Here is a 24,399-nt window from a genome sequence, read left to right on the forward strand (position 1 = left end):
CGGTCGCTGACGGTGACGCCCCGGTCGTGCCGAGATCCGCACGCCGCCGTCCGGTGGTGGATCCCGCCCTGCCGCGTCAGGGAGCCGGAGCGCCGGCGATGCGATAGCCGACCCCGGGTGTGGTCGTGATGACGGGCGGGCCGCCCAGCTTGCGTCGCAGTCGGCCGATGGTGACGGTCACGGTGTTGGTGAACGGGTCGGCGTTCTCGTCCCACACCTGTTCCAGGAGGTCCTCGGCGCTCAGGAAGCCGGGGGCGGCGCGCAGCAGGGCCTCCAGGACGGCGAACTCCTTGACCGACAGCTCCAGCGGGCGGCCGTCGCGCAGGGCGATGCGGCGTACCGGGTCGAGTTCGAGGCCGGCGGCGCGCAGCGTTCGGGGCCGGGCGGCCGGTCTGCGGCGGGCGAGGGAGTGGATGCGCAGGATCAGCTCCGGGAAGTGGAAGGGTTTGGCGAGGTAGTCGTCGGCGCCGAGGGTGAAGCCGCTGACCCGGTCGCCGGGTGCCCCGGCCGCGGTCAGCATCAGGACCATCGCGCGGTCGTCCCGCTCGGTGATCATCTGGCAGAGGGTGTCACCGTGGATCCCGGGCAGGTCACGGTCGAGGACCACGACGTCGTACGTGTTCACGTCGAGCCTGGCAGCGGCGGCCAGGCCGTCGTGCGCGACGTCGACGGCCATTCCCTGGTCCCGCAGCCCCTCGGCCACGACCTCGGCGAGCGACCTCGCGTCCTCCACGACCAGAACTCTCACCGCTTCACTTCTCCTCTCCGCGACCGACCGCCGTCGGCAGCGCCGCCCCGACACTCAGGCCGCCCTCCGGCCGGGCCAGGAGGGTGAGGCGGCCGCCGTGCGCCGCGACGATCGCTGCGACGATCGAGAGTCCCAGCCCGGAACTGCCCTCCGGTCCCGTCCGGTCGGCGCCGAGCCGCTCGAAGGGCTGCGTCAGCCGGTCCACCCGGGCCTGGTCGAGAACGCGCCCACCGGTCTCGACGACGAAGTGTGTTCCGGCGCCGTCGCGTTCGGTGGCAACCCGGATCCAGCCGCTCCGCTCGTTGTGCACGATCGCGTTGTCGACCATGTTCTCCACCATCCGGGACAGCAGTGCCTGACTGCCCCGTGTCCAGGCGTCCGGCCCGACGGCGTCGTCGTCGACGGTCAGCTCCTTCGCGGTGATGTCTCCGGCTCGTCCGGTCAGTGCCTCCCGTGCCAACTCGCCCAGCGACACGGGGGTCGGGTCGGCGAGGATGCCGTGCTGGGCCCGTGCAAGGACGAGGAAGCCGTCCAGCAGGTGGTCCACCCGGTCGAGTTCGGTCCGAAGCCGGCCCACGAGCGCGACGGTCTGCGCCGCGGGCTCCGGTTTGGCGGCGGCGACGTCCAGCGAAGCCCGGATCGTCGCCAGTGGCGTGCGCAGTTCGTGCGAGGCGTTGCCGACGAACCGGCGCTGCGCGACGAACGAGGCTTCGAGTCGCTCCAGAAGGCCGTCGACCGTGTCCGCCAGCTCCTTGACCTCGTCGATGGGCCCGGTCACGGCGAGGCGCTGATCCAGGTTCTCCGCGGAGATCCGCCGTGTTGCCGCCGTGATCAGCCGCAACGGTCGCAGGACACGGCCGGCCAGGATGCGGCCGAGCAGGAGCGAGACACCCGCCATCACCAGCAGTGCGATCAGCGAGCCGACCAGCAACCGGTGGCTCTGCTGCGCGTGCACGTCCGCGAGTCGCCTCTGCAGATCGTGGATCTGCTGTTCGGCGGCGGCAGCGTCGAACGGGCCGGCCGGGGGCTGCTCAGGAGCGACGCCGGACACCCGGCCACCGGACATCAGGTATGTCAGGGCGAGCAGCACGATTCCGGAGCCGAGGAACCCGGCCGCGTACAGGATCGTGAATCGCCGTCCGACGGTCCAGCTCCATAGCCTTCCCACGTTCCTCACTCTCCTGCTTCCTCCTTCTTCTTCCGTCTTCGTCCGCCGCGGGTCCGGCAGTCGGACCCAGACTGCCCCACGGCACCTAACAGCGGGATGACAGAGGCGGTTCGGACCATGTCATGGGCCGAACCGTAGAACCGATCCCATGCTCACGACCAATGCACTGCTCCGGCAGGTTCGACAGGAGTGGACCGGGTTCCGGCGTCCGGGCCGGCTGATCGCGATGGCGGCCGCGGCTCTGGTCGTCATCGCCCTCGGTCTCCTCCCCGCGTTCAGCGACCGCACGTCCTGCGACGGCCCGTGCCCGGCCGAACCGACCGGGCCGGACGGCTCCCACGTCAACGACCAGTTCTCCTTCCTGCATCGCGATCTGGGCGAGAACGGCAGCATCACGGTCCGCATGACATCCATGACGGGCACGATCACCTATCCGCCGCCGGACCATGACCGGATCGTCCCGGGCCTGGTGCCGTGGGCGAAGGCCGGGATCATCATCAAGGACGGGATCCGCCGGGGGTCGTCGTACGCGGCGTTGATGCTCACCGGCAGCCACGGTGTGCGGATGCAGTACGACTACCGACATGACATCGCGGGCCGCCCCGGTGGGGTCTCGGCCCAGTCGCCACGCTGGCTGCGGCTGACCCGGTCGGGCGACGCCGTCACCGGCTACGAGTCCGACGACGGCCAGCAGTGGGCGAAGGTCGGCACGGCGCAGCTGTCCGGGCTGCCCCGGACCGTGCAGGTCGGTCTGTTCGCCACCTCTCCCGGCGATCTGACGCTGCGGCCCGTCGGCCTCGGCGGCGCCACGGAACAGGTGCGCTTCACTCAGGCCGGCGGTTCCTTCGACAACGTCCTTCTCAGCGGCGCGCCCTCCTCCGCCAAGGGTTGGCGCTCCGACACCATCGGGGAGATGAACCGGACCGACTGGGAGAAGTACCACAAGGCATCCGGGGCGGTGGTGGACGGCGACACGATCACCGTCACCGGCATCGGCGACATCGGGCCGGGAGGTACCGAGGGAGGAGACCGCCCGGTGGAACGTACCCTCGGCGGTCTGGCCCCCGGGCTGCTCATCGTGCTCGTGGTCGCCGTGCGGTTCGTCGCGTCCGGGTCCTGCCGTGATCCCGCGCGCGGCACTCCGGTCACCCGCCGGGGGCTCGCCGCGAAGGCGGCCGTCGTCGGAGCCGTCACATTCGTGACCGGTCTCCTTGCCGTGGGTGTCGTGCTCCCGGTCGGCACGGCCATTCAGCGCGAGCACGGGATCACCGTCATCGCGGTGTCCGCGTTCACCGGCGCGCGGGTGATCGTCGGGACGGCGGCCGTGCTCGCCCTCTCCGCCGTGCTCGCGCTCGCGCTCGGCGTCCTCCTTCGCCGCGTCCGGCTCGCGGTCCTCGCCGCCGTACTGGCGATCGTGGTCCCGTACGCCGTGACCTCCGTCCCGCTGCTGGCCGACGGTCTGTCGCAGTGGCTGCTGCGGGTCACTCCGGCCGCCGGCTTCGCCACCCAGCAGACCCTCGTCGAGTATCCGCAGCTCACCGCCCACTTCGTACCCTCCACCGGATACTTCCCGCTTCCGTGGTGGGCCGGGATCGCTGTGTTGTGTGCGTACGTGGTGGTGTTCCTGGGGCTCGCCCTGAGGCGCCTGCCGCGAAGCGACGGGCGGACCGGGCAACCGGGGCGCTGGAGGTGACCGTCGGCAGCACGAGGCCGACGCTTCGTGCGCCGGCCCCCGCCGGCGGCGTCGGTCGCACTCAGCCGCTCCGCCGCTGCCGCAACTGTCGCACCGAGGACGGCACACCGGCCGGTGCCTTCACCACCCTTGGTAGGGTCCACGGATGCGTTTTGACTGGGCCGGACTCGAAGCGGCGATACGAGAACAAGTCGTCGGCTTCGTCCTCCGCATGTGTGCCGAGCACCCCGACGAGCACATCTACGGCGCGGCTGTCCATGAGTTCTACGCCGAGTCCGGCGGCACCATCGCCTGGACGCTCGTCGGCGTGGCGAGCGAGGAGAGACTCGCAGCGACGGCGTCCGACCCGCTCGATGCTCAGGCCTTGCGGTGGAGCCCGGCGGACTGGCCATGGCAACTCGACCCGGGAGCCGCCGAGGAGGAGTGGGCCTCCCGGCTGGAGGCAGCCGCGACGGCCGGGGACGGACCGCACTGGGAAGCGGTCCACCAGCGCTACCTGCGTACCGCCGTCAAGGCCTGCACGGCAGCGCGGAAGCAGCTGGTGGCCGGCGGAGCGGTGGGCGAGGACTTCGTCGTCGTCGCGATGGACGAGGCGTGGGAACTCGTTCCGTCGAGTCTGACCCGGGCACAGGTACGGCAGCACTTCCCGGAGTTGGACGCCGAGCTGCGCGAGGCGGACCGGCTGGCCGCGCTGCCTCCGCAGCAGCGGGTGAACGAGCTCGTCGCCATCGTCGAGTCACGCGATTCGCCGTTGCCCTCCGAGCAGGCGGTGGAGTCGCTCCGGGCACTCGGTGCGTTCACCGTTCCCGCCGCGCTGGCGCGTCTGGACTGCTCGCCCGACAGATGGCGCTGGGCGAAGCTCCTGGCCGACATCGGCATCGCATCGGCCGAGGTGTCCGAGGCGCTGGAACGAACCATGTCCGACGGGCACCTCGGCGAACCGGACCGGGCCTGGGCCGCGGCAGCGCTCTCACGCCTCGGCCGGATGGATCTGGTGGCCAGGCGGCTCGACAGCATTCCGCCGGACGTGGCAGCGCAGGGCCTGGCCGCACCGTACACATCGTTCCGCGACCACAGCGCGCACGGTGCCCTCGACTACGCGCCGCTGGAGAACGTTCTCACGGCGCATCCGGACCGTCATGCCGCCGTACTCCACGAGCTCTCCCCCGGCAGAGGGCTCTGCGCCATCGGCGCGGACGAGGTCGAAACAGCGCTCGCCGCACTGGCTTCGGCTCTGCCCGTCGTACGGCGCCACGCGCTCGTCGTCCTGTCCGGCGCGCCGCTGGACGCGGGGCAGCACGAGCGCTACACCGCCCGACTGCGGCACCTGCGCCAGGACGACCCGGATCCGTCGGTACGCGACGTAGCGGCCACGCTCGGCGGATGAGCGTGCACGAACCCGGGGTCCGTCCGGTGGCGGGTCATGGAGCAGCCCTCAGGACCGGCGACGCGCGAAGAGGAGAGCTCCTGGCCGGCTCTCGTCGAGATCGAGCAGCCATTGGGCCTCGACGGTGAATCCGGCATCGCGCAGCCAGTCCGTCATCCGGGCGGGCTGTCGTCGATGGACATACACGTTCATCGGGTGGCCGCCGTATCCCTGGGTCTTCAGTCGCGACTCGTCGCCGACGTGAAAGCCGATCAGCAGTGGTCCGCCGGGGCGCACGACCCGTCGGAAGTGGTCGAGGACCGCAGGGATCTCCTCGTCGGGAATGTGGATCAATGACCAGAAGGCGAGCAAAGCGGTGACGGAGGCGTCGGCGAGGGGGAGGTCCGTCATCGTGCCCACCTCGAACCGCAGGTCGGGGTGGTCGCTCCGGGCCACGTCGATCATCCCGGGCGACAGGTCGATCCCGAATGCGTCCACAGCCAGCCCCTGCAGGTGAGCGGTGACATGCCCCGGTCCGCAGCCCACGTCCGCCACCGGCCCGCCGCCGGCTGCATGGACCATGTCGGCGAACAACGCCAGTGCCGCACTCAGGTACGGCTCCCCTGCGATGGCCTCGCGCAGCTGGTCCGCGTAGCTGACCGCGACCGTGTCGTACGAACTCCGGGTGTCTGCCAGCCATCCACTCACATTCATGCTCCGACACGGTAGTCGATCAACTGCGCGATGTTTTCCTGACCACCGTCGGAGCACAGGGCACAAGGGCACAAGAGCCCGCCGCCGCGCGGGACCGCCCCCGCCGGAGCGCCACCGGCCGAACCGCCCATCGGGGTCAGGGCGATCGGGTGCTCCACGCCCAACCGGCCAGTTCGACGAGGTGCCTGGCTGTTCCCGCGGGATCCACGATCTGATGGAGGTGCGCACCGGGCAGATGTGCCACGCGCCAGCCGCGTTCGTGCGCCTCGGCGGCGCAGTTCTCGTACGGAGGACCGAACAGCAAGTAGGAGCACGGGTGGTCGTCCCAGCCATCGGGGACCGGGATGTGCTGTTCGTAGTAGGACAGCGGAAGGGAAGGCTGCTCCTCGATGACGGCTCGCCTCATCGTCGGATCGGAGAACATGGGGGCGACGTCCGCCTCGTCCCACCAGTCGGTCCAGCGCGGCAGTCTGCCGTTCACCGCCATCGGGCGGAGGAATTCCAGCAGTTCGGGCGAGGCGACAGGGGTCGGTCCCGTCCGGTCCGGCAGCGCGGCATCGACGAAGACCGAACCGGTCACCGGATGATCGAGGCGCGAACGGACAGCCGGGAGGAACAGTCCTGCGTTGCTGTGTGCCACCAACGTGACGGGGCTGTCGGCCGGAACCTGCCGGAGGTCGTCGCGGACGGCGTCGGCAACGCAGGGCCAGAAGGGCGGAGCACCGGCGCCGATGTGCAACAGGGACGGCACCCGTACCTGGTACCCCGCCGCCGTCAGACGTTCGGCCACGGGGTGCCAGGTCGAAGGGCCTACGGAGGGGCTGTGCACGAGTACGAAGATCGGCTGCATCCGCCAATGCTGTCGCCTCTGTCTCGGAGGCGCGACCGCGTCAGCCAACAGCAGAACCGCGCCCCTCGCAGCGGCTCGGAAAGCGCACCGTGCGTCTCTGGGCGGACCAGAAACACAACACGGCCCACGACGGCCCCTGCCCCCTGCCCCTGTCGGCAACCTGCCCTGGATCGGCCTCTTCCCCGTCTTCACCCACGTGGCGAACTCCTCGATGCCGTCGATGAGCGCCTCGCATCGCAAGGAGTGGAAGAGGTCGAAGGCGTGGTGCCCGCCCGGGAGTTCGACGTAGGGAACGTCGCGCCACGTGATGACCGATGTGTGATGGCGAGCAGTCGGGAGAGCCGCTCGGCCGGGCATCCCGGCCGAGCGGCCGGCGGTCGTACCGTCCCGGCTGTGGTTCCGCAGACGGCTGATGCTCTGATGGACTCACCTCATGACGACACCGCGGCCCCGCATCGTGCGAGCACTTGAACAGTTCCACGCCACCCATCCCTGGGATCACAACGCCCACTACCACCGATGGATCCTGCGCCGGCTCCCCAGACGTTTCGACAGCGCCCTGGACATCGGATCAGGCAGCGGTGACCTCGCCAGGCTCCTGGCCTCGCGGGCCGGAGCGGTGCACGGCATCGACGTGGACCCCACCATCCTCGCTCGCGCGCGGGAACTCACAGCCCCGACGGCCCCGGTGACCTTCTCCGTCAAGGACGCGCTGAAGGAGTTGCCGCCCGGCCCCTATGACGTCATCACATGTGTCGCCACCATCCACCACATGCCGTTCGCCAAGGCCCTGACCCGCTTCCGACAGCACCTGGCGCCCGGCGGAACCCTGGTCGTCGTCGGCCTCTACCGCCCACAGTCCCGGAGCGATCACCTGATCGATGCCGTCGCCGTTCCGTCGAATGTCGCCATGGCCTGGATCAAGAACAGGGGCCGCAAGACGCCGCGACCGGCCTCGATGACCGCCCCGACCCGACCGGCGACCACGACCTTCGCGGACATCGTTCGCGACACCCGCCAGGCGCTGCCCGGCGCACGGCTGCGCCGGCGGTTGTTCTGGCGCTACACGCTGGTCTGGCACCACGCTGCATGAAGACGCCTTGCGGACCCACGAGCGGACGCTGCCGCTGGCAGGGAGAATCCGTCCGGCCGGACGCGCGACACCTCCGGTGTAGTTTCTACGGATGAGGCAATTCGCGGACACCGAAACCCTGTCGGAACTCGTGCGTGATGCACTGGGAGCGGGACGCCGCGTCGTCTCGGTGGACCGGTTGCGTGGGGGAAGCCAGAAGGGCGTGTACCGGGCTCGCCTCGATGGGCCCCGTACCGAGAGCGTGATCGTCTACAGCTGGGCCGAGGACGAGAACTACTGGCCGAGCACAGGAGAGGCCGACCCCGTCGATCCCTTCGCGCCCGCGTCAGGTCTGGTCCAGTTCCTGGCCGCACAACGAACCTTGCACGGCCTGGGAGTCCGGGTTCCGCGAGTGCTGCTGGCGGATGACAGCCGACGCCGCATTCCGGCAGATGTCGCCGTGATCGAGGACGTTTCCGGTGGCACACTCGAAGCCTTCTTCGAGACGGACCCCGCGCGCGCGGCAGGCGCCCTCGGCGGCCTTGCCGAGATGCTTGGCGTGATGCACCGTGACCGGTCGCGGAACTACGGCAGGGTGGACCTGCAGGAGCATGGCCACTGCGCCTCCGAGATCCCGTGCGAACAACGGGTCCTCGACCGTGCCCAGGGGCACCTCAAGGAGGCGGCGGGGCGTGATGGCAGCATCGCGGCGGCTGAATCCGCTCTGCACGACCGTCTTGAACAGCTGGCGCAACGAGTGAGCCCTCGCCAGGAATACGGCCTGATCCACGGAGAACTCGGACCCGACCACGTCATGGTGGATGCCGACGGGCGCCCCGTCCTCATCGACATCGAGGGCCTGATGTACTTCGACATCGAGTGGGAGCACGTCTTCCTCCGGCTCCGCTTCCATGAGCGGTACGCCGCACTGTCCCGGTCCGATCTCGATCCCCGGCGACTGGACCTCTACATGCTCGCGATGCGGCTGTCACTGGTGGCCGGCCCGCTGCGTCTGCTCGACGGCGACTTCCCCGGTCGGGCGTTCATGCAGGCAGTCGCTGTCCACAACGCGAAGGAGGCACTGGCGCTGCTGCCGTCGGCGTAGCCCTCGGGTGTGTCGAGCCGCACGGATCACTCGGCTGCTCGCTCGACTCGGTCGGCTCACACCGATCCGTCTTCCCGCCGGGCTCAATACGGAGGAACTGCCCTACCCCGTACGCTGGTTACGGCCAGCCTGCTCGGCGGCCCCGGTCGTCGGCGGTCGGAGTTCGGCACGACGTAGCACGGGCACGGCCAGGCCGAGCACCGCGGCGGACAGGCAGATCAGGCCGCACCCGGCGAAGAACACATCCGCTCCCCACAGCGCCACCGTCACGCCGGCCACCGGGAAGAGCGCGGGTGCGAGGCCCAAGGTGCACAGGGTCGTGACCGAGGTGACCCGGCCGAGGTATCGCGGGTCGGTCTCCGTCTGGATCAGGGCGCTGGTCACGACCGTGGTGAGCCCGCTGGTCAGGCCGATCAGGGCGCCGAGCCCCACAGCGGCGGGCAATGAGGGCGCCTGCCCCAACGCGACCGCGCCCGCAGCGGTCACGAGCAACGCCCCGGACATCACCGGCCCGGCACGTGGGATCCTGGGCGACACGGTGAGCAACAACCCCGCCGCCGCACCCCCGACACTGAACGCGCTCGCGACCCAGCCCATCCCCGACGCGCCCCAGCCGCGCTCGTCCGCCAGGAGCACCAGGCCGGTGGCGACCGGGCCGCTGAAGCACATCTCGCTCAGTCCGATCACTGCGACCAGGGATGCGAGCGTCCGGTGGCGGCGGACGTACCGCAATCCGTCGCCCAGCTCACGCCGGGCAGAGGCTCGCTGAGGAACCTCGGTCGGGGGCGCGGTCCGCACGGTCAGCAGCACGGCGAGTGAGCCGGCGAAGAGGAACCCCGCGGCCGTGAACGCGCCGGCCGCACCGCCGATGGCCAGCACCGTCCCCGCCAGGAGCGGGCCGACCGCGTTGCTCAGCCGGATCGACAGCCCGCGCATCCCCTGGACCCTGGCGAGTTGCCCGGGCGTCGTGATGCGCGGCGGCAACGCACCCACCGCCGGCATGAACACCGCGTCCACCGCACCGAAGATCAACGCCACCGCGACCAACAGCCACACATCCGGAGACGCCGCCATGACCGCTGCGGCCACGGCGAGGATCACCACGCAGCGGACCGCATCGCTGACCACAGCGACCCGGCGCGGCCCGAACCGGTCGGCCACCACGCCCCCGCCGAGCATGAGTACCGCCCGGGGCAGCGCGCCGGCCGCGACCACCAGGCCCGCCTGCGACGGCCCGCCGGTCCGAGTGGCAGCCCAGGACAGCGCGAGGAAGTACACGACGTCGCCCGTCACCGAGGCGGTGTACGCGGCAAGCCAGCGAAGGACGTTGACATCCCGGTGAGCGGGCCGCGCGGGCGCTGCTGTGCCGTGCGTACTCACGCGTCGCCCATCGTTGGCAGGGCCGCACCGAGCACCGGAAACGCCTGTACCTGAAGCACTATCGGAGAGGAACCTCCGGGCGCCTCAGGCGCCTCAGACACTTCGGGCGCTTCGGACGCTTCACGCGCTTCGGGTACTTCCTCCGCCCGGTGGCGGTAGCGGGCGATCACTTCGAAGAGCTCGGACCTCATCCGGTCCATGTCGCTGGGCGTCAAGTACAGGAGGAAGTCGCTGTAGACGGTGACGTCGAGCCACTCCTGAGGAAGCAGGGGTACCTCTTGCGCCGCCCTGCGCAATCGGTCCGCAGCGGCCACAGCGACTGCCTGTGTGTATGCGCGACCGGCCTCGCGTTGCTCCGCGGGCGCTGTCGCAGGATCGTGGATCGACTGACGGTGGAGGGATTTCCACCATCGTTCCCGCCCGGTGCCCCGGCCCGGCTCGTCCACGATGAGCCCGCCCGACGCGAGGCGACGCAGGTGGTAGCTCGCCGCGCCGGGGTTGATGCCGAGTTCCTCCGCGATGCGGGTGGCGGTGGAAGGACCCCGCTCGCGCAACAGGGTGAGCACGTTCAGGCGCAATGGGTGAGCAAGTACACGCAGGGCGGCGGTGTCGAGTTCGAGATCCCGTCCCGACGGCTCCATGTCTCGATCCGAGGAATCGGCGGCTGCGGCAGATGCGGCGGAGGAAGCGACCATGCGCCGAAGATAGACCTGCAACAGTTGTTTCGAAAGAGATGTTGTGAAGTTGAGGACTTACTGAATCCACGTCAACTTGCCCTGGCAGTCAGAATATTGCCGGGCAATTAGTCACGAACCGGCAGTAGGCGGCTCAGCGCGCGAAAGGAGAATGCGGCGGCGCGGGAGGTCGACGTCGGTGATCTTCACCGTGAGGATGTCGCCCACTCGGACGGCATCCTCGGGTCGCTCGACGGGTGTGCCGGCCGACTCTTCGATGCGCACCAGCCCCGCGAAGCCGTCCTCCCGGTCTTCGACGCGGACGAACACCCCGAACGGCACGATGTTCGTGACCGGACCGGTGACCACTTCCCCGATCCGCTGCGCCACCTGCGGCCACGGGTCCTCCTGCACAGCTTTGAGCGACAGCGGAACTCGTTCCCGGGACATGTCGACGTCGAGCACCTCGGCAGTGATCTCCTGTCCGACACCGACGACGTCGGTGGGATGGCTGACGGGGCGCCAGGACAGTTCAGGAATGTTGATCATCGCGGTGAAGCCGCCGATGTCGACGAAGGTGACGCCGAAGTCGGCGATGCACGTCACGGTGCCGGTGACGAGCTGACCGCGCCGTAGGGTCTTCAGGACGGCCCAGGCCCGGTCGCTGGGCGTCGGTTCGGTCTGCCAGCGAGCACGTAGGATGCCGTCGCTGTCCGGCAGTACGGCCGTGAACAGCGGCCGGCGCTCATCGCTGGTCATGGGTACGACGGCGGCGGAACGCGCACCGGTGATGCGACGGGTCACTTCCCCGAACTCGGTCTCGTCGGCAATCGTGGCGCTGATCCGGCCGTTCACGTCCTCCCAGAGGATCTCCACCGTGCCCTCGTCGGGCAACGCGGACACGACCTCGTCGACCTCGATGAACAGGTCCGACCAGACTGCCAGCCGGGCGCGGGGAGCGAGTTGGGCACGCACGGTCTCGATGTTGTCGCGGGTGAGGCGGTGCCAGCGCGACGCGTTCGCGACGTAGGTCTCCTCCAGAAAGGTCGCGCGGCAGGAGCTCACCACCCATCGCAGGCGCGCCCAGAAGTCGGCGTCGGCCGGGCGCTGTACGTGGGGCTCATCGGGGACGAAGTCGTACGGGGATGTGTCCAGGCGTTCCGGGAACAGTCCGAGTGCGCGGGTTCGGGCCAGCGCCGCTCCACAGGGCTGGTTGCTGCCTATGTAGACGTACTGGTCCCAGCCGACGTGCACCGAGAATGCCCCGTCGACCTCCAGACGGCACCATGCTCCACTGTCGCGGAGCATGGCCCGGACGAGTTCCAGGCCGACCTCGATCGACACCGACGCACCGTCATGGAATCCGGCGAGGTCGTCCGGGAAGAGGCCCGCCAGCCCGTGACCACCGACCGGCGGCTCCAGGCCGAAATGGGCGAATCCACTGATCTCCGGTTCCCGGACGGTCAGTTGATCGATGCCCGTGTCTTCGGCGAAGGCGGCCACTGCCATCAGGTAGGCGGCCTCGACCGGTCCGTGGTCGCTGATCTCGGATTCGGCGCCGGTGTAGTGGCCGCGCTGATCGCGGTCGGCGGGGTCGTATTTGGTGACCCGGTGGACATGAGGCAGCACGTCACTGCCTGCCAGGGGTCGAAGGCGATGCCGGGGACATGCCGTCAGCGTAGTTCGGTCTCCCCTCTCGCGCGCGAAGAGCCTGTCCCCATGTCGAAGAGGCCGATCAACGTCTTCGCCGGGGCGGCTTCGGTGAGAGGGCGGGGCGCCGGCCTCGGGCAATCCTTGCTCCGTGACAGGAACGCAGTGATCATGGAGAGTCCAGGCACTCGCCTGTACGGCTCGGTCCACTGCACACCCTTTGCCGATCGCCACCGCCCATCGATCAACGGAAGGTCTTCCGTGCGCAAGCTTGTGTACTACATCGCATCCACTCTCGACGGTTTCATCGCCGGACCGGACAATTCCGACCCCACCGGTCCGGACGGATTCTGGCCGATCCCCGAGGACTACATCCAGCACCTCATCGCCGAGTACCCGGAGACCCTCCCCGCCCCGGCTCGTGCCGCGCTCTCCCTCACGGGCGACGGCACGCATTTCGACACCGTCCTCGAAGGCCGCCGCTCCTACGAGATCGGCCTCAAGGCCGGGCTGACGAACGCCTACCCGCACCTGCGCCATCTGGTGTTCTCCAGGACGCTGACCGAGAGCCCGGACCCGGGCGTGGAGCTGATCGCCGACGACCCGGCGGCGACGGTACGGGAGTTGAAGCAGCAGGACGGCAAGGGCATCTGGGTGGTCGGCGGTGCCGAGCTGGCCGGAGCTCTGTATTCCGAGATAGACACACTGGTCATCAAACTGAGCCCCATGACCATCGGCGCAGGAATTCCGCTCTTCTCCCACAAGGCGGAGTTCGACCCCCGCACCTGGGAACTCACCGACCACACTGTTCTGAAGTCCGGGGCAGTGTTCCTCACCTACGCCCGGAAAGCCCCCACCGCGTAGCGGCTCGAATGCACGTGTGTCTCTGCCCCGGCCCGGCTCACGAAACGTGTGTCCTACGGCTTCATCCGTGGGGTGGGCCGGGGCTCGACGAAGGCGGTGCCGCCACCGGTATCGGTCAGCGCGGGCTCCGGCGCTGCCGGCCACAACAGTGGCTGGCGTGGTGTCGGCGGCGCGTCGAAGGGCTGTCGGTCCGATGTCGACGGGGCCTGGCACCTTTCGCGAGGTCCTGCCTTTCCCCTCCTGAACCGAGTTCGGCTCGCCCGAGCCCAAGGAGCCCACATGACAGCGTGCTCATCCACGAAGCCGGCTATCACCCCGGGCCTTTCCGGCAGACCACTGCGGAGTCAGGCTCCGCAGAACGGCATGGTTCGCACATAGCCGCCAAGGTTCTCGTCGTCGGTACCCAGAAGAGTCTCGGAGGAGCCGGGCAGACATTCCACTGCCTCGATCTTGTACCCCGGGAAGGTCCCCAGCACCGTCGGGACCGCCGCAAGACCGACCCGCACCCGGCCGGTGGCCGACACGGTCACCCGGCCCGCGTCACTCACCGCGGAGTCGAACGGGCCGTCATCACCGGCGTCCGCCGCCGAGCTCACGATGATCCGGCCGGAACCGGTCACCGAGATGTCGGAGATGTGCCGAGTCCCCTCCGCGCTCGGGTACGCCGCCACGTAGGACCTGCGCGTAACCGCACCGAACTGCGGCTGCCCCCACGGGGCGAACGTCAACCGCGAGGCGTACAGCGTGGCGGGACGAGCCGCACCGGCTCCCCGGTCGGCCCACAGGGCGGCAAGCTTCCCGTCCTGAGCGACGAGCGCGAAGCTCTCGAAGTCATCCCCCTCACCGATCCCGGGCAATGGCGTGTAGTCGACGACTTCCGCTGTGGAACCGGTGACCTTCAGGCGGTAGACGATGCCACGGCTGGCGAGCGCCAGGTACTCCCCCGGCATCCCGGGGATGGCCTCGATGGCCTCCAGGTCGACGGGTTCCGGCCCGTCCCAGATGATCGGGGAGACGTCGTCGGATCCCTCCCGGTGGGTGATCCGGGACAGGCGCTGCTCCCCGGACCGCTTGTTGTCGTGCACAACCAGCGCGTACACCCCTTCTCCGTCCGAGGTGCGGCCTTCGTACGCGAGACCGCTGACTCCGCTGCGGGCGTCACCACCGACCTTCTGCCATTCGCTGCCGTCCGCACCTGCCGAGGCGGTGCCGAGCGTCGTCAGCAGGGCGACCGCCGCGGCGGTACAAACCATGCGCTGCAACATCGGGAGTTCCACTGGGAGTCGCTCGCCTTCTCTGTCCGACAGGCGCGAGGTCACGCGCCGGCGTCAGGTTATTGATCAGCGTGTGCGCGACCCAACGACGGTTACGCCATTTGCCGGAGCGCGAAGTCGAACTCGGTGGACATGCGGCACGCGTCGCGCGCCGTTCGCCCTTCGCCATTCGTCATGTGCCGTGCGTCGTGCGTCATGCGTCATGCGTCATGCGTCATGCGTCGGAAACGATGTGGCAGACCGACTTGGCGTGCCGGTATCGTCCGGTCGCACGACCAGCCGTTCCGGCGGCCGCCGACCCTCAGAGGGTGATTCCCGTGATCAGCCGGCAGACAACGACGACGACCTTGTGGCGCCCGACCGGCCCCAAGGAGCTGGATCTGGTCCGGGAACTGAACTGGCGCGCGTGGCCGCCCCGCCTTCCCGAGCAGCCCCTCTTCTACCCGGTTCTCAACGAGGACTACGCGATCCGGATCGCCCGGGACTGGAATGTGAAGCACGACGGAGCCGGGTTCGTCACGCGTTTCGAGGTCGAGTCCGAGTTCCTGCGCCGCTACCCCGTCCAGCAGGCCGGCGGGCGGACGATCCTTGAGTTGTGGGTGCCGGCCGAGGAGCTCGACGAATTCAACGCGCATATCGTCGGCGAGATCCAACTCGTCCACGAGTTCCGCTAGACCGTCGGCCCCGGAACGCCGCTCCGGGCTGCCCGCGGCCGGTGCGAGGATTGCGGGATGAACGATCTGCGTTTCCGGCTCGCCGATGACACCGACCTCCCCGCTCTCGTTCGTCTGCGCGACGACGCCGCTCGCTGGATGCTCGCCCGGGGGATCAACAACCAGTGGCAGCCCGGCGAGCTGGACGAGGAGCACTTCCGCCGCGTCATGGCCGGTGGTGAGGTCTGGATCGCCGAGGCCGCCGGCCGGGTGGCCGGGGCCTGGGAGTTGTGGTGGACGGACGAGGACGCCTGGGGGCCGCAGCCGCCGGTGGCCGGCTATGTGCACCGGTTGATGGTGGACCGCAGCAGCGCCCGTCCGGGTACCGGGCGGCTGCTGCTACGAGCTGCGGAGCAGCGGGTGGCCGGGGCAGGACGGGCGTTCGTCCGTCTGGACTGCCTGGCCGGGAACGCTCGTCTGAGCTCCTATTACCTGAACGACGGCTACCGGATCGTCGGCCACAAGGCGGGCAAGCAGCAGCCGGGCGGTGATCCCAAGTCGTTCACGCTCCTTGAGAAGGCGCTGCAGGCCGGCCGCGAGCGCTGAGCAGCCCGGCCTGCCCGCCGCAGGCAGCCGCCCCGGCCGGCCACCGCCTGCGCGAACCGCTCAGCGGCGGAGGACGTAACCGTCGTACACGTATCAGTCGGTGCTCCGGTGCACCGTCGACCCGCTTCCGGAGTCCAAGTACGCCGGACCCGGCTCGGTGCCGTCGGCCAGCAGGGCGCCCGGGCGGCCCTCGTGCTCGCCGCCGAACTCTTCGGTCTCCCGCATGTCGGACTCCTCCCCCGCCGGAACTCCGGTGAGTCTCGAACGGCCGGCCCGGACGGCGCACCCGAAGCGCCGCTCCGCTCACAGGCCCGGCCGGCCCGCCGACAACCCTGCCCGACCGCGGCGAGGCCCGGCGGGCGAATACCCGAACCGGCGAATACCCGAACCGGTGAATCCGTCCGTCGCAACGGGTCCGGATGGGGCGGGTGTTCGGCCCCCTCTGTCCGGTCAGTCCGCGGCCGAGGAGATACCGGGCCGGCCCGTGCGGGACCAGGTGAGCCCTTCGAGCTGTTCGATGCTCTGGTTGAACTCCACGAGCAGGGTGAGGAACTGCTCGGTCCGCTCGCCCGTCCACCCCGACGCCGCGATGAGCCGCGTGGTCCCCGCTCTGCTGATGGCGCGATCCGCCTCCAGGCGTTCCAGACCGAGTGCGGTGGGACGGAATTTGCGGGCCATCCCCCCGTCGGGATCAGGGATGCGTTCCACCAGCCCGTTCCGGAGCATCGCGCTGACCTGGCGATTGATGGTGGAGATGTCGACCTGGAAGGTGTGGGCCAGTTCCTTGAGCGTGAGCGGTTCACCGACTTCCAGCCGGGTGAGCAGGACATAGGCCGAGCGTTCCAGGCTCTGGCCGATGCGGGGCCCCCGCGCGGCGATGAAATGCCGGGACAGCAAGGTCAGCTCCCGCTCCAGATCGCTCAGCCGGTGCTCTTGCTCGCTCATGCGCTTGGTCCTCTTCCACCGTGGGTTCCCACTCATCATCGCGCATGCACGCTCTGTCACGGCTGCCGGCACGGACCACCCGACCATACGTGTTCACTATGCACATCATGTGTATGATGCACAATGTATGCACGGTACTCATCGAACCCTGCGTAGCCGCACGGCCACACACCCCCGGGCCGCCGCCGGAAGGCACCGAACCAGCCGGGCCGGCCGGGCCGGATGAACCAGCGGAACGAACAGAACCACCTGAACCACCAGGTACGACGAAGGGACATGGTCATGGATCGCCTCAAGGACAAGGTCGCGGTCATCACCGGCGCCGGCAGCGGTATCGGAAGGTCCGCCGCCGAACTGATGAGCCGGCAAGGGGCCCGCGTCGTGGTCGCCGACTTCAACACCCAGGGTGCCGAGGAGACCGCCGAGATCATCGAAGCGGCGGGCGGACGGGCGCTGCCGGTCACCGTGGACGTCACCGACGAGGGCTCGGTGGCCGACATGGTCGCCGCGGCCATCAGTGAGTTCGACGGCCTGCACGTCCTGTGCAACCACGTCGGCGGAACGAACCCGCGCAAGGACCTGGACCTGCTCCGCATGGACATGGACGAGTTCGACCGGGCCGTCGCCCTCAACATGCGCAGCACCCTTCTGGGCGCCCGGCACGCGGTGCCCCACATGATCCGCGCCGGTGGCGGATCCGTCATCAACACGGCATCCGTCGCCGCGCTCGTCGGCGACGTCCTGCAGACCTCCTACGGTGCCGTCAAGGCCGCGGTGGTCAGCATCACGAAGTCGATCGCCATCCAGTACGGGCCGCAGAACGTGCGCTGCAACGCCATCGCCCCCGGTGCGGTCATGACCCCCGCTCTGGAGAACAACCTCCCCGAGGACGTCGTCGAAGCGCTCCGGAAGGGCAACGCACTCCCGTACCTGGGCTCTCCCGAGGACATCGGACACGCCATGGTGTTCCTCGCCTCCGACGAGTCCCGTTACCTCACCGGTCAGCTCCTCGTCGTCGACGGCGGCATGAGCATGCAGTCCTCCGCGGCCCCCGGGCGGCGTGCCATGCTCCCCGGAGCCGCTCGTTAGAATCGCGGCCGGTCGTTGCCGCCGCGGTTGATCGCGGCCGCCGCAGTCGGCCGGTGCTGTTGAAGAGGGATGCTGGGAATCGGGGGATCGGGATGGCTGTCGAGATAGATCTGCCGCTCGGCGAAAGCGCCGGTACTGGTTCCGCTGCCGGTTCCGGTGCTGATGCCGATTCCGATGCCCATGCCGCCCGCCTCGCAGCCGGGCTCACCGAGCTGGGGAACGAACGCTTCCTTCGTGCGGCGCTGCCCGGTACGGCACGCTTCCACCACCGCAGCACCGACCGGCTCATCGGCTGGCCGACGACCGCCCCGGAGGCCGGTGAACCCGCCTCCAGCCTCCTGCTGCGCGCCATCCACCTTTGTTTTACGGCCCACTTGCCCCTGAGCCTGTCCCCCGACCTGCTCTGGTACGCCGTCGTGCACGAGACGGCCGCGCACATCCGCCTCAACTCCCGTACGTACGAGGGAGTGTTCACCGAAACCCCGGAGAAGCAGCAGCTCATCACCGTTCGCGACGACCTGGCGGCGCTGGACTGGGAGCGCTCGATGAACCTGGTCCAGCAGCCGCTGCGGGCCCGGATCGGCGACGACGTGGCCGATCTGTTCCAGCCCACGTTCTCCACCACCACTCCTCGTGATGCCACGGCCGCGCTGGTGGCGCTGATGGACGTGGTCAGCCCGTACTACCGCTTCCAGTGGGTCTCGCTCTGCGGAATCCCCCGGATCAGGCTGGAGGGCTCGGGCCGGGACTGGCGCCTGCTGGCCGCCCGCGTACGCGAACTGGAAGGGTGGTTCGAGGGTCTGCGGCCGTGGTTCAAAGCCCTGCACCCCGTGCTGGACGCGATCTGCGCGACGGCCTCGGGGTGGGGAGCGGACCGGGAGTTCTGGCGTTCGCTGTACAAGTGGGAGTCGGCGTCCGGCGGCGATCGCGTCACGGGCTGGATCACCACGTTCTTCGCCCACCGGTACACCGACGACGGCCCCGTTCCCAAGAAGTCGTTCGGCCCGGGGACCACCGTGGAAGAGGACTTTCCCTCTCATCTCTCGCGCGTCCCGTTCCGCTGGGAGACGCCGGCCGGCGATTTCCGGATGGCCTTTCTGGGGGGCGTTCTCGGCATCGCCCGCGACGGTGAGTGGGTCCGCCCCCTGCTCGGTCATGCCGTGGTGGAACTGACCGCGGATCACGCGGTGTGATCCGGCGTACGTGGTCGAACCGCCGTCGGCCCCCGCGAGAGCCCGGGATCGGAAGCCGAGCCGGGTCCCTCGCGGACCCCGGCTCCCCACTCCCGGCGGGCGCGGCCGGCATCACCTCGTGGCCGCCCGCCGAGGCCGCTCCTCTTCCCCGGTCCGCCACGGTGAACGACACTCGTCCCAAGATCACAGCACTCTGCGACGGGAAGATCGGAGTGGATACATGCGGGGTCTCGTGCTGCGGCTTGCCGGGCTCAATGCCGGGGCGGAGAGCGCCATGCGGCTCATCGGCTTCTTCGACACCCTCGTCGAGCAGCGGCTCGGCCTCGACGGGGTACTGGGGATGGCCGCCCGGGTCGCCGAGTGTCCGGTCGGTCTGTCCGGGCCCGGTCCCGACGGTCTGACGGCCCGGCCGGACGGCAGTACCCGGCCGGGCGGGTCTCCCCCGGGCGCGGCCGTACGCAAGCTGCGCGGCGGGCAGTACGCCTGGCTGGCACGCGAGGGTGGACCGCAGCCCTTCGACGAGCTGCTCCTGGAGCGGCTGGCACTGGCCTGCGACACCGTGCTGAGCCGTCGCGGCAACGAGGCCGTACCGCTCGACCCGGCATTACTGGAGACCGTCATCAGCTCCACCGCACCGCTGCCGGAGCGGGCGCACGCACTGCGGCTGCTGGGCTTCGCACCCTCGGGCCCGCTCACCGTCCTGGCCGTCGACGGCGGGCGGGGCCCGCAGGGAATGGCGCCGGTCCTCGATCGGCTCCCTCCCGCCCCGGCCGGCCGACGCCGGACGGCCGCACTCGGCCCGGTGCACGCGGTGGCCGTGGTGGGCCCGCTGCCCGAGCGGCTGCTCGCCCCGGCGGGCTTCCGGATCGGGGTCGGTCCCGAGGTCACCGCGACCGAGGCGCCGCGCTCCTGGGAGGGTGCGGTGCGGGCACTGCGGTTCGCGGGGACGTCACGCTCGGATGTGGGGCTGGCCCCGGTCGCGGAGGAGCCCGCGATCTACCACTCCTCGCTCGGTGCCTTCGAGCTGCTGGCCAGGGAACTGTCCGGCCCGGCCATCGCCGGCATCGGTGACCTGGACGTGCTGGACACGCTCGCGGCGGAGCCGGGCAGCGGCACGGAGATGCTCACCACGCTTGAGGTCCTGGTCCAGGCGGGTTCGCTGCGCGCGGCAGCGCGGGAGTTGCACCTGCACCACAACTCGGTGGCCGTGCGGGTCGCACGGGCGGAGGCAGCGCTCGGATACGGGCTCGGCGAGACGGTGGGCCGCTTCCGGCTGGCGCTCGCCCTGGCCCTGCGCCGCCTGCGGGACAACCCGGCATAGCGCCGGGTACACGCACGGCGCCCGGCGGCTCGGGCGGGGCGCACGAGGGGGTGGAGCGAGGGGCGTCGCCGCATGGGCGGGGCCCGCTCCCCCGCCGCCGGACGAGTCACGCACTGTCCCCTCGGCCCGCGGGGCGCAAGCCGCCAACCGGCGCGGACGGGGGCGGATCGCGCGCCACCCGGCTCATGACCCGGCCATGGCCGCGGACACAGACTGGCGACGTCAGCAGCGGTTCTCCCGGGCGGTCCTGTTCCGTCCGGTGCCGCTCCGTGCCGTCCGCCGGAGGCCCCCGTGCCCCTTCCCCTGCCCGTCGATCCCGAACTCGCCCCGTGGCTGGCCCTGCTGCCCGCCCTCGATGTCGGTGACGCCGCCGCCGCGCGGGCCACCGTCGAGGCGATGGGTGCCGCCGCGCCGCCCTTCGTCCTCCCCGAGGGCGTCGAGTCGAGCGAGCACCACGTCGCGGGGGCCCCCGGCGCCCCCGAGGTTCCCGTGGCGGTCTTCCGTCCGGCGGGGGCCGCTACCGGGCTGCCCGCCGTGCTCTATGTGCACGGCGGCGGGTTCATCCTGGAGGAGGGTGACGGGGACCGGGCCCTCGCCGCGCGCTGGGCGGCCGAACTCGGCGCCGTCGTCGTCTCCGTGCGATACCGGCTGGCTCCCGAGCACCCCTATCCGGCCGCCACCGACGACTGCTACGCGGCCCTGGAATGGCTGGCGGCGAACGCCGGCGGCCTGGGGGTGGACCCGGCCCGGATCGCCGTCGCCGGGATGAGCGCCGGGGGCGGTCTCGCTGCCGCACTCGCCCTGCTGGCCAGGGACCGCGGTGGACCGGCGCTGTGTTTCCAGCTGCTCGACATACCGGAGCTGGACGACCGCCTGGACACCCCCTCCATGCGGGAGTTCACCGACACGCCGGTGTGGAACCGCCCCAACGCCGTACACAGCTGGCGGGCCTACCTCGGGGCCGACCGCGACCCCGCCGCCCCGGTGCCCGTCTATGCCGCGCCCGCCCGCGCCGTGGACCTGTCGGGGCTGCCGCCCGCGTACGTCGCCGTGAGCGACCTCGACCCCTTGCGCGACGAGGGCCTCGACTACGCCCAGCGCCTCGTACGGGCCGGTGTCCCCACCGAACTGCACCTGTTTCCCGGCACCTTCCACGGCGCGGCGGGCTTCGTGCCGGACACGGCCGTGACCCGCCGCATGACCGAGGGCGCGCTGGAGGCGCTGCGCCGCGGCCTCGCCGTCTGAAGAAACGCCTGACAGAACGCCTGACAGAACGCCTGACAGAACGCCTGACGGAACGCCTGAAGAAACCCACTCCCTCCCCCCACGCAAGGAGCCGCACATGACCGACTCAGCAGCCTCCGTTCCGGAGTACGACGCGCTCGTCGTCGGCGCCGGGTTCGGCGGCCTCTACGCCCTGCACCAGCTGCGCGCGCACGGGTTCAGCTGCCACGCCTTCGAGACCGGCGACGACGTCGGCGGCACGTGGTATTGGAACCGCTATCCCGGAGCCCGCTGCGACGTCGAGAGCCTGGACTACTGCTACTCGTTCTCCGCCGAGCTGCACGCCGAGTGGGACTGGTCCGAGCGCTTCGCCACCCAGCCCGAGATCCTGCGCTACGCCGGACACGTCGCGGACCGCTTCGACCTGCGGCCGATGATCTCCTTCGAGACACGGGTGGTCTCGGCCGTCTGGGAGGAGGAGGGCAGGACCTGGCTCCTGACCACCGATACCGGCCGCCGCGCCAGGGCACGGTTCCTCGTCACCGCCGTGGGCTGCCTGTCCGCGTCCCGCATCCCCGACCTGCCCGGTCTCGGCACCTTCGGCGGCGAGGTGCACCACACCGGCCGCTGGCCGCACGAGGGCGTGGACCTCGCCGGCAAGCGCGTCGCCGTCATCGGCACGGGCTCCTCCGGCATCCAGGCCGTGCCCGAACTCGCGGCGGACGCCGCCCACCTGACGGTCTTTCAGCGCACTCCCAACTACAGCCTGCCGGCCCGTAACCGGCCGCTGTCGGGCCGCGAGAGCTGGCGGGCCAAGACGGAGCTGGAGGAGCTGCGCACGTATGCCCGCACGGGATTCTCCGGCTTCTACATCTCCTCCACCGGCCGTTCGGCCCTCGACGTCGGCGAGGAGGAGCGCCGGGCCGCCTTCGAGCGCAAGTGGGCCATCGGCGGGACCGAGATCATGTCGGTCTTCAACGACATACTCACGGACAGGAAGGCCAATGAGCACCTCGCCGAGTTCGTCCGCGAGAAGATCCGGGACGCCGTGGACGACCCGGAGACGGCACGCAAGCTCGTCCCGGTGGACTATCCCATCGGCACCAAACGCATCTGCGTCGACACGGGCTACTTCTCCACGTACAACCGCGAGAACGTCGACCTCGTCGACCTGCGGGCCGAACCGCTCGTGGAGATCACCGAGGACGGCATCCGCACCGAGGCCGGCACGTACCCGGCCGATGTCCTGGTGCTGGCCACCGGCTACGACGCCATGACCGGTCCGCTCACCCGCATCGACATCCGCGGGACGGGCGGCCGGACCCTGAAGGAGCAGTGGGCCTCGGGACCGCGCAGCTACCTGGGCCTCTCGGTGGCCGGCTTCCCCAACCTGCTCACGGTCACCGGGCCCGGCAGCCCCTCGGTGCTGGTCAACATGGTGCGGGCGGTCGAGCAGCACGTCGACTGGATCGTGGGCTGTCTGCGGCAGCTGCGCGAGGACGGTGTGGAGCGGATCGAGGCGCGGCCCGAGGCACAGGACTCCTGGGTCGCCCATGTCAACGAGGTCGCCGACACGACGCTCTACCCGCGTGCCAACTCCTGGTACGTGGGCGCCAACGTGGAAGGAAAGGCAAGGGTGTTCATGCCGTACGCGGGTGGGCTCAACCACTATCGGGAGCGGTGCGAGGAGGTGGCCCGGTCCGGCTACCAGGGCTTCGCGCTGGGTACGGAGGTGTCGGCATGAGGCAGGACACGCTGAGGCTGGACGGGCGCTCCGTCGTCGTCACCGGCGCGGGCCGCGGACTCGGCCGGGCCTACGCCCTGGATCTCGCCGCGCGCGGCGCCCGCGTCGTCGTCAACGACCTGGGAACGGCGACGGACGGAACCGGGAGCGCGGACTCGGGCCCGGCGGCACAGGTCGTCGAGGAGATCCGGGCGGCGGGCGGCACGGCCGTCGCGAGCACCGCGGACGCGAGCGGAATCGAGGGGACGCAGTCCCTGATCGATCTCGCCTGCGCCGAGTTCGGCTCCGTAGACGGGATCGTGGCGAACGCGGGAATCTACCGGCCGGGGCTGGACTTCACCGACATCGACGAGGCACTGCTGGAGCGGATGACGGCCATTCACACCCTCGGCGCCTGGCGGCTGGTACGGGCCGCCTGGCCACGCTTCACGGAGCGCGGACAGGGCCGGGTCGTCCTGGTCACCTCCGCGGCCGGTCTGTACGGGATGGCCGGGAACGCCGCGTACTCCCTGCTCAAGGCGGGAATCGTGGGGCTGACGCGGACGCTGGCCGCCGAGGGCGCCCCCCACGGCATCCGGGTCAATGCGGTCGCTCCGGTGGCCTGGTCGCGGATGTCGGCGGCGACCGAGGGCGTGCCGGCGGAGGTGCTGGAGCGGATGCGGGAGCAGGCGCCGCCCGAGGCTGTCGCGCCGGTGGTGGCCGCGCTCCTCGCGGACGATGTGCCGGTCACGGGCGAGGTGCTGAGCGCGGGGCGCGGTCGCGTGGGGCGGGTGCTGACGGGTGAGACCCCGGGCATCCGCTCGGCGGACGGCGGACCGCTGCTCGCCCAGGACCTCACCGAGCGGCTCGACGAACTGCTGTCCATGGACGGGGTGGTGTACCCGGCCTCGGCGCACGAGACACCCTGAGCGGAGTAGCGGAGTAGCGGGGCGGGGGTGAATGCGGGGGGGGGCGTCCTACGGGCGGCGGAAGCCCCCCCCGTTACCGTTTTCGTGGCTCCGCAACGGGGCCTCCGGCCTTCGGGTCCGGCATGACTTCCCCCTCCTGTTGCGGTTGATGATCCGGG

23 protein-coding genes are annotated in these 24,399 nt (G+C 70.3%); 13 read left to right on the plus strand and 10 right to left on the minus strand.

Features of this window, described 5'->3' with window-relative positions; translation table 11 throughout:
• Nucleotides 1-76 precede the first annotated feature (76 nt).
• Together ACFYY1_RS25605 and ACFYY1_RS25610 are read right to left on the minus strand one after the other, a co-directional pair.
• On the minus strand, nt 77-748 hold the full coding sequence (locus ACFYY1_RS25605; protein WP_388589592.1) for a response regulator transcription factor: 672 nt from the start codon (nt 746-748) through the stop codon (nt 77-79).
• 4 nt (nt 749-752) lie between these two features.
• Nucleotides 753-1,916: a sensor histidine kinase gene (locus ACFYY1_RS25610; RefSeq protein WP_388589595.1), complete on the minus strand. Its 1,164-nt coding sequence runs from the start codon at nt 1,914-1,916 to the stop codon at nt 753-755.
• Nucleotides 1,917-2,064: 148 nt separating this feature from the next.
• Here ACFYY1_RS25610 and ACFYY1_RS25615 point away from each other — a divergent pair, with 148 nt between their 5' ends.
• Nucleotides 2,065-3,609 (plus strand): hypothetical protein, encoded by a 1,545-nt coding sequence (locus ACFYY1_RS25615; protein WP_388589598.1) that lies wholly within the window; start codon nt 2,065-2,067, stop codon nt 3,607-3,609.
• 145 nt (nt 3,610-3,754) lie between these two features.
• The gene (locus ACFYY1_RS25620) at nt 3,755-4,996 is read left to right on the plus strand and encodes a DUF4303 domain-containing protein (RefSeq protein ID WP_388589600.1); all 1,242 of its coding nucleotides are present in this window, start codon (nt 3,755-3,757) and stop codon (nt 4,994-4,996) included.
• Nucleotides 4,997-5,044: 48 nt separating this feature from the next.
• Here ACFYY1_RS25620 and ACFYY1_RS25625 read toward each other — a convergent pair whose 3' ends face one another.
• Both ACFYY1_RS25625 and ACFYY1_RS25630 read right to left on the minus strand, forming a co-directional pair.
• Complete coding sequence (locus ACFYY1_RS25625) at nt 5,045-5,689, minus strand: class I SAM-dependent methyltransferase (RefSeq protein WP_388589603.1); 645 nt, start codon at nt 5,687-5,689, stop codon at nt 5,045-5,047.
• A 136-nt stretch (nt 5,690-5,825) separates the two neighbouring features.
• Nucleotides 5,826-6,539: an alpha/beta hydrolase gene (locus ACFYY1_RS25630; RefSeq protein ID WP_388589606.1), complete on the minus strand. Its 714-nt coding sequence runs from the start codon at nt 6,537-6,539 to the stop codon at nt 5,826-5,828.
• Nucleotides 6,540-6,972: 433 nt separating this feature from the next.
• On the opposite strand from ACFYY1_RS25630, the gene ACFYY1_RS25635 reads away from it, so the two are divergent.
• Together ACFYY1_RS25635 and ACFYY1_RS25640 are read left to right on the plus strand one after the other, a co-directional pair.
• Nucleotides 6,973-7,632: a class I SAM-dependent methyltransferase gene (locus ACFYY1_RS25635; protein ID WP_388589608.1), complete on the plus strand. Its 660-nt coding sequence runs from the start codon at nt 6,973-6,975 to the stop codon at nt 7,630-7,632.
• Between the two features lie 91 nt (nt 7,633-7,723).
• Nucleotides 7,724-8,716 (plus strand): phosphotransferase family protein, encoded by a 993-nt coding sequence (locus ACFYY1_RS25640; RefSeq protein ID WP_388589612.1) that lies wholly within the window; start codon nt 7,724-7,726, stop codon nt 8,714-8,716.
• A gap of 102 nt (nt 8,717-8,818) precedes the next feature.
• Here ACFYY1_RS25640 and ACFYY1_RS25645 read toward each other — a convergent pair whose 3' ends face one another.
• The 3 genes from ACFYY1_RS25645 to ACFYY1_RS25655 form a co-directional block, all read right to left on the minus strand.
• Nucleotides 8,819-10,096 carry an MFS transporter gene (locus ACFYY1_RS25645; protein WP_388589615.1) on the minus strand — a complete coding sequence of 426 codons (1,278 nt, stop codon included), beginning with the start codon at nt 10,094-10,096 and terminating at the stop codon, nt 8,819-8,821.
• On the minus strand, nt 10,093-10,791 hold the full coding sequence (locus ACFYY1_RS25650) for an ArsR/SmtB family transcription factor (protein ID WP_388589618.1): 699 nt from the start codon (nt 10,789-10,791) through the stop codon (nt 10,093-10,095). Before ACFYY1_RS25650 ends, ACFYY1_RS25645 begins: the two co-directional genes overlap by 4 nt.
• 111 nt (nt 10,792-10,902) lie before the next feature.
• The gene (locus ACFYY1_RS25655) at nt 10,903-12,399 is read right to left on the minus strand and encodes a S1 RNA-binding domain-containing protein (protein WP_388589620.1); all 1,497 of its coding nucleotides are present in this window, start codon (nt 12,397-12,399) and stop codon (nt 10,903-10,905) included.
• Between the two features lie 282 nt (nt 12,400-12,681).
• On the opposite strand from ACFYY1_RS25655, the gene ACFYY1_RS25660 reads away from it, so the two are divergent.
• Nucleotides 12,682-13,284: a dihydrofolate reductase family protein gene (locus ACFYY1_RS25660; RefSeq protein ID WP_388589623.1), complete on the plus strand. Its 603-nt coding sequence runs from the start codon at nt 12,682-12,684 to the stop codon at nt 13,282-13,284.
• Nucleotides 13,285-13,628: 344 nt separating this feature from the next.
• Here the strand turns inward: ACFYY1_RS25660 and ACFYY1_RS25665 are convergent, their stop codons facing one another.
• Nucleotides 13,629-14,537, minus strand: coding sequence for a hypothetical protein (locus ACFYY1_RS25665; RefSeq protein ID WP_388589625.1), 909 nt, complete (start codon nt 14,535-14,537; stop codon nt 13,629-13,631).
• Between the two features lie 332 nt (nt 14,538-14,869).
• Between ACFYY1_RS25665 and ACFYY1_RS25670 the strand changes: the two genes are divergently transcribed.
• Together ACFYY1_RS25670 and ACFYY1_RS25675 are read left to right on the plus strand one after the other, a co-directional pair.
• On the plus strand, nt 14,870-15,232 hold the full coding sequence (locus tag ACFYY1_RS25670; protein WP_388589676.1) for a hypothetical protein: 363 nt from the start codon (nt 14,870-14,872) through the stop codon (nt 15,230-15,232).
• A 57-nt stretch (nt 15,233-15,289) separates the two neighbouring features.
• Nucleotides 15,290-15,817 (plus strand): GNAT family N-acetyltransferase, encoded by a 528-nt coding sequence (locus ACFYY1_RS25675; RefSeq protein WP_388589627.1) that lies wholly within the window; start codon nt 15,290-15,292, stop codon nt 15,815-15,817.
• Between the two features lie 93 nt (nt 15,818-15,910).
• On the opposite strand, the gene ACFYY1_RS25680 is transcribed toward ACFYY1_RS25675, so the two are convergent.
• Both ACFYY1_RS25680 and ACFYY1_RS25685 read right to left on the minus strand, forming a co-directional pair.
• Nucleotides 15,911-16,042, minus strand: coding sequence for a hypothetical protein (locus tag ACFYY1_RS25680; RefSeq protein WP_388589630.1), 132 nt, complete (start codon nt 16,040-16,042; stop codon nt 15,911-15,913).
• A 225-nt stretch (nt 16,043-16,267) separates the two neighbouring features.
• A complete protein-coding gene (locus tag ACFYY1_RS25685) occupies nt 16,268-16,762 on the minus strand; it encodes a MarR family winged helix-turn-helix transcriptional regulator (protein ID WP_388589633.1) in 495 nt (164 codons plus the stop codon).
• Between the two features lie 282 nt (nt 16,763-17,044).
• Between ACFYY1_RS25685 and ACFYY1_RS25690 the strand changes: the two genes are divergently transcribed.
• From ACFYY1_RS25690 to ACFYY1_RS25715, 6 genes are all read left to right on the plus strand, one after another.
• Nucleotides 17,045-17,851 carry an SDR family NAD(P)-dependent oxidoreductase gene (locus ACFYY1_RS25690; RefSeq protein ID WP_388589635.1) on the plus strand — a complete coding sequence of 269 codons (807 nt, stop codon included), beginning with the start codon at nt 17,045-17,047 and terminating at the stop codon, nt 17,849-17,851.
• Between the two features lie 92 nt (nt 17,852-17,943).
• Entirely contained in the window at nt 17,944-19,044 is a 1,101-nt protein-coding gene (locus tag ACFYY1_RS25695; RefSeq protein ID WP_388589638.1) for a DUF4419 domain-containing protein, read from the plus strand.
• Between the two features lie 220 nt (nt 19,045-19,264).
• Nucleotides 19,265-20,365: a helix-turn-helix domain-containing protein gene (locus ACFYY1_RS25700; protein ID WP_388589640.1), complete on the plus strand. Its 1,101-nt coding sequence runs from the start codon at nt 19,265-19,267 to the stop codon at nt 20,363-20,365.
• 291 nt (nt 20,366-20,656) lie between these two features.
• Nucleotides 20,657-21,610: an alpha/beta hydrolase gene (locus ACFYY1_RS25705; protein ID WP_388589641.1), complete on the plus strand. Its 954-nt coding sequence runs from the start codon at nt 20,657-20,659 to the stop codon at nt 21,608-21,610.
• A 97-nt stretch (nt 21,611-21,707) separates the two neighbouring features.
• The gene (locus tag ACFYY1_RS25710) at nt 21,708-23,333 is read left to right on the plus strand and encodes a flavin-containing monooxygenase (protein ID WP_388589643.1); all 1,626 of its coding nucleotides are present in this window, start codon (nt 21,708-21,710) and stop codon (nt 23,331-23,333) included.
• Entirely contained in the window at nt 23,330-24,241 is a 912-nt protein-coding gene (locus tag ACFYY1_RS25715; RefSeq protein ID WP_388589646.1) for an SDR family NAD(P)-dependent oxidoreductase, read from the plus strand. The genes ACFYY1_RS25710 and ACFYY1_RS25715 overlap by 4 nt, the downstream gene beginning before the upstream one ends.
• Nucleotides 24,242-24,399: the final 158 nt, after the last annotated feature.

The sequence above is a fragment of the Streptomyces sp. NPDC001890 genome (assembly GCF_042891445.1).
Lineage (GTDB): Bacteria > Actinomycetota > Actinomycetes > Streptomycetales > Streptomycetaceae > Streptomyces.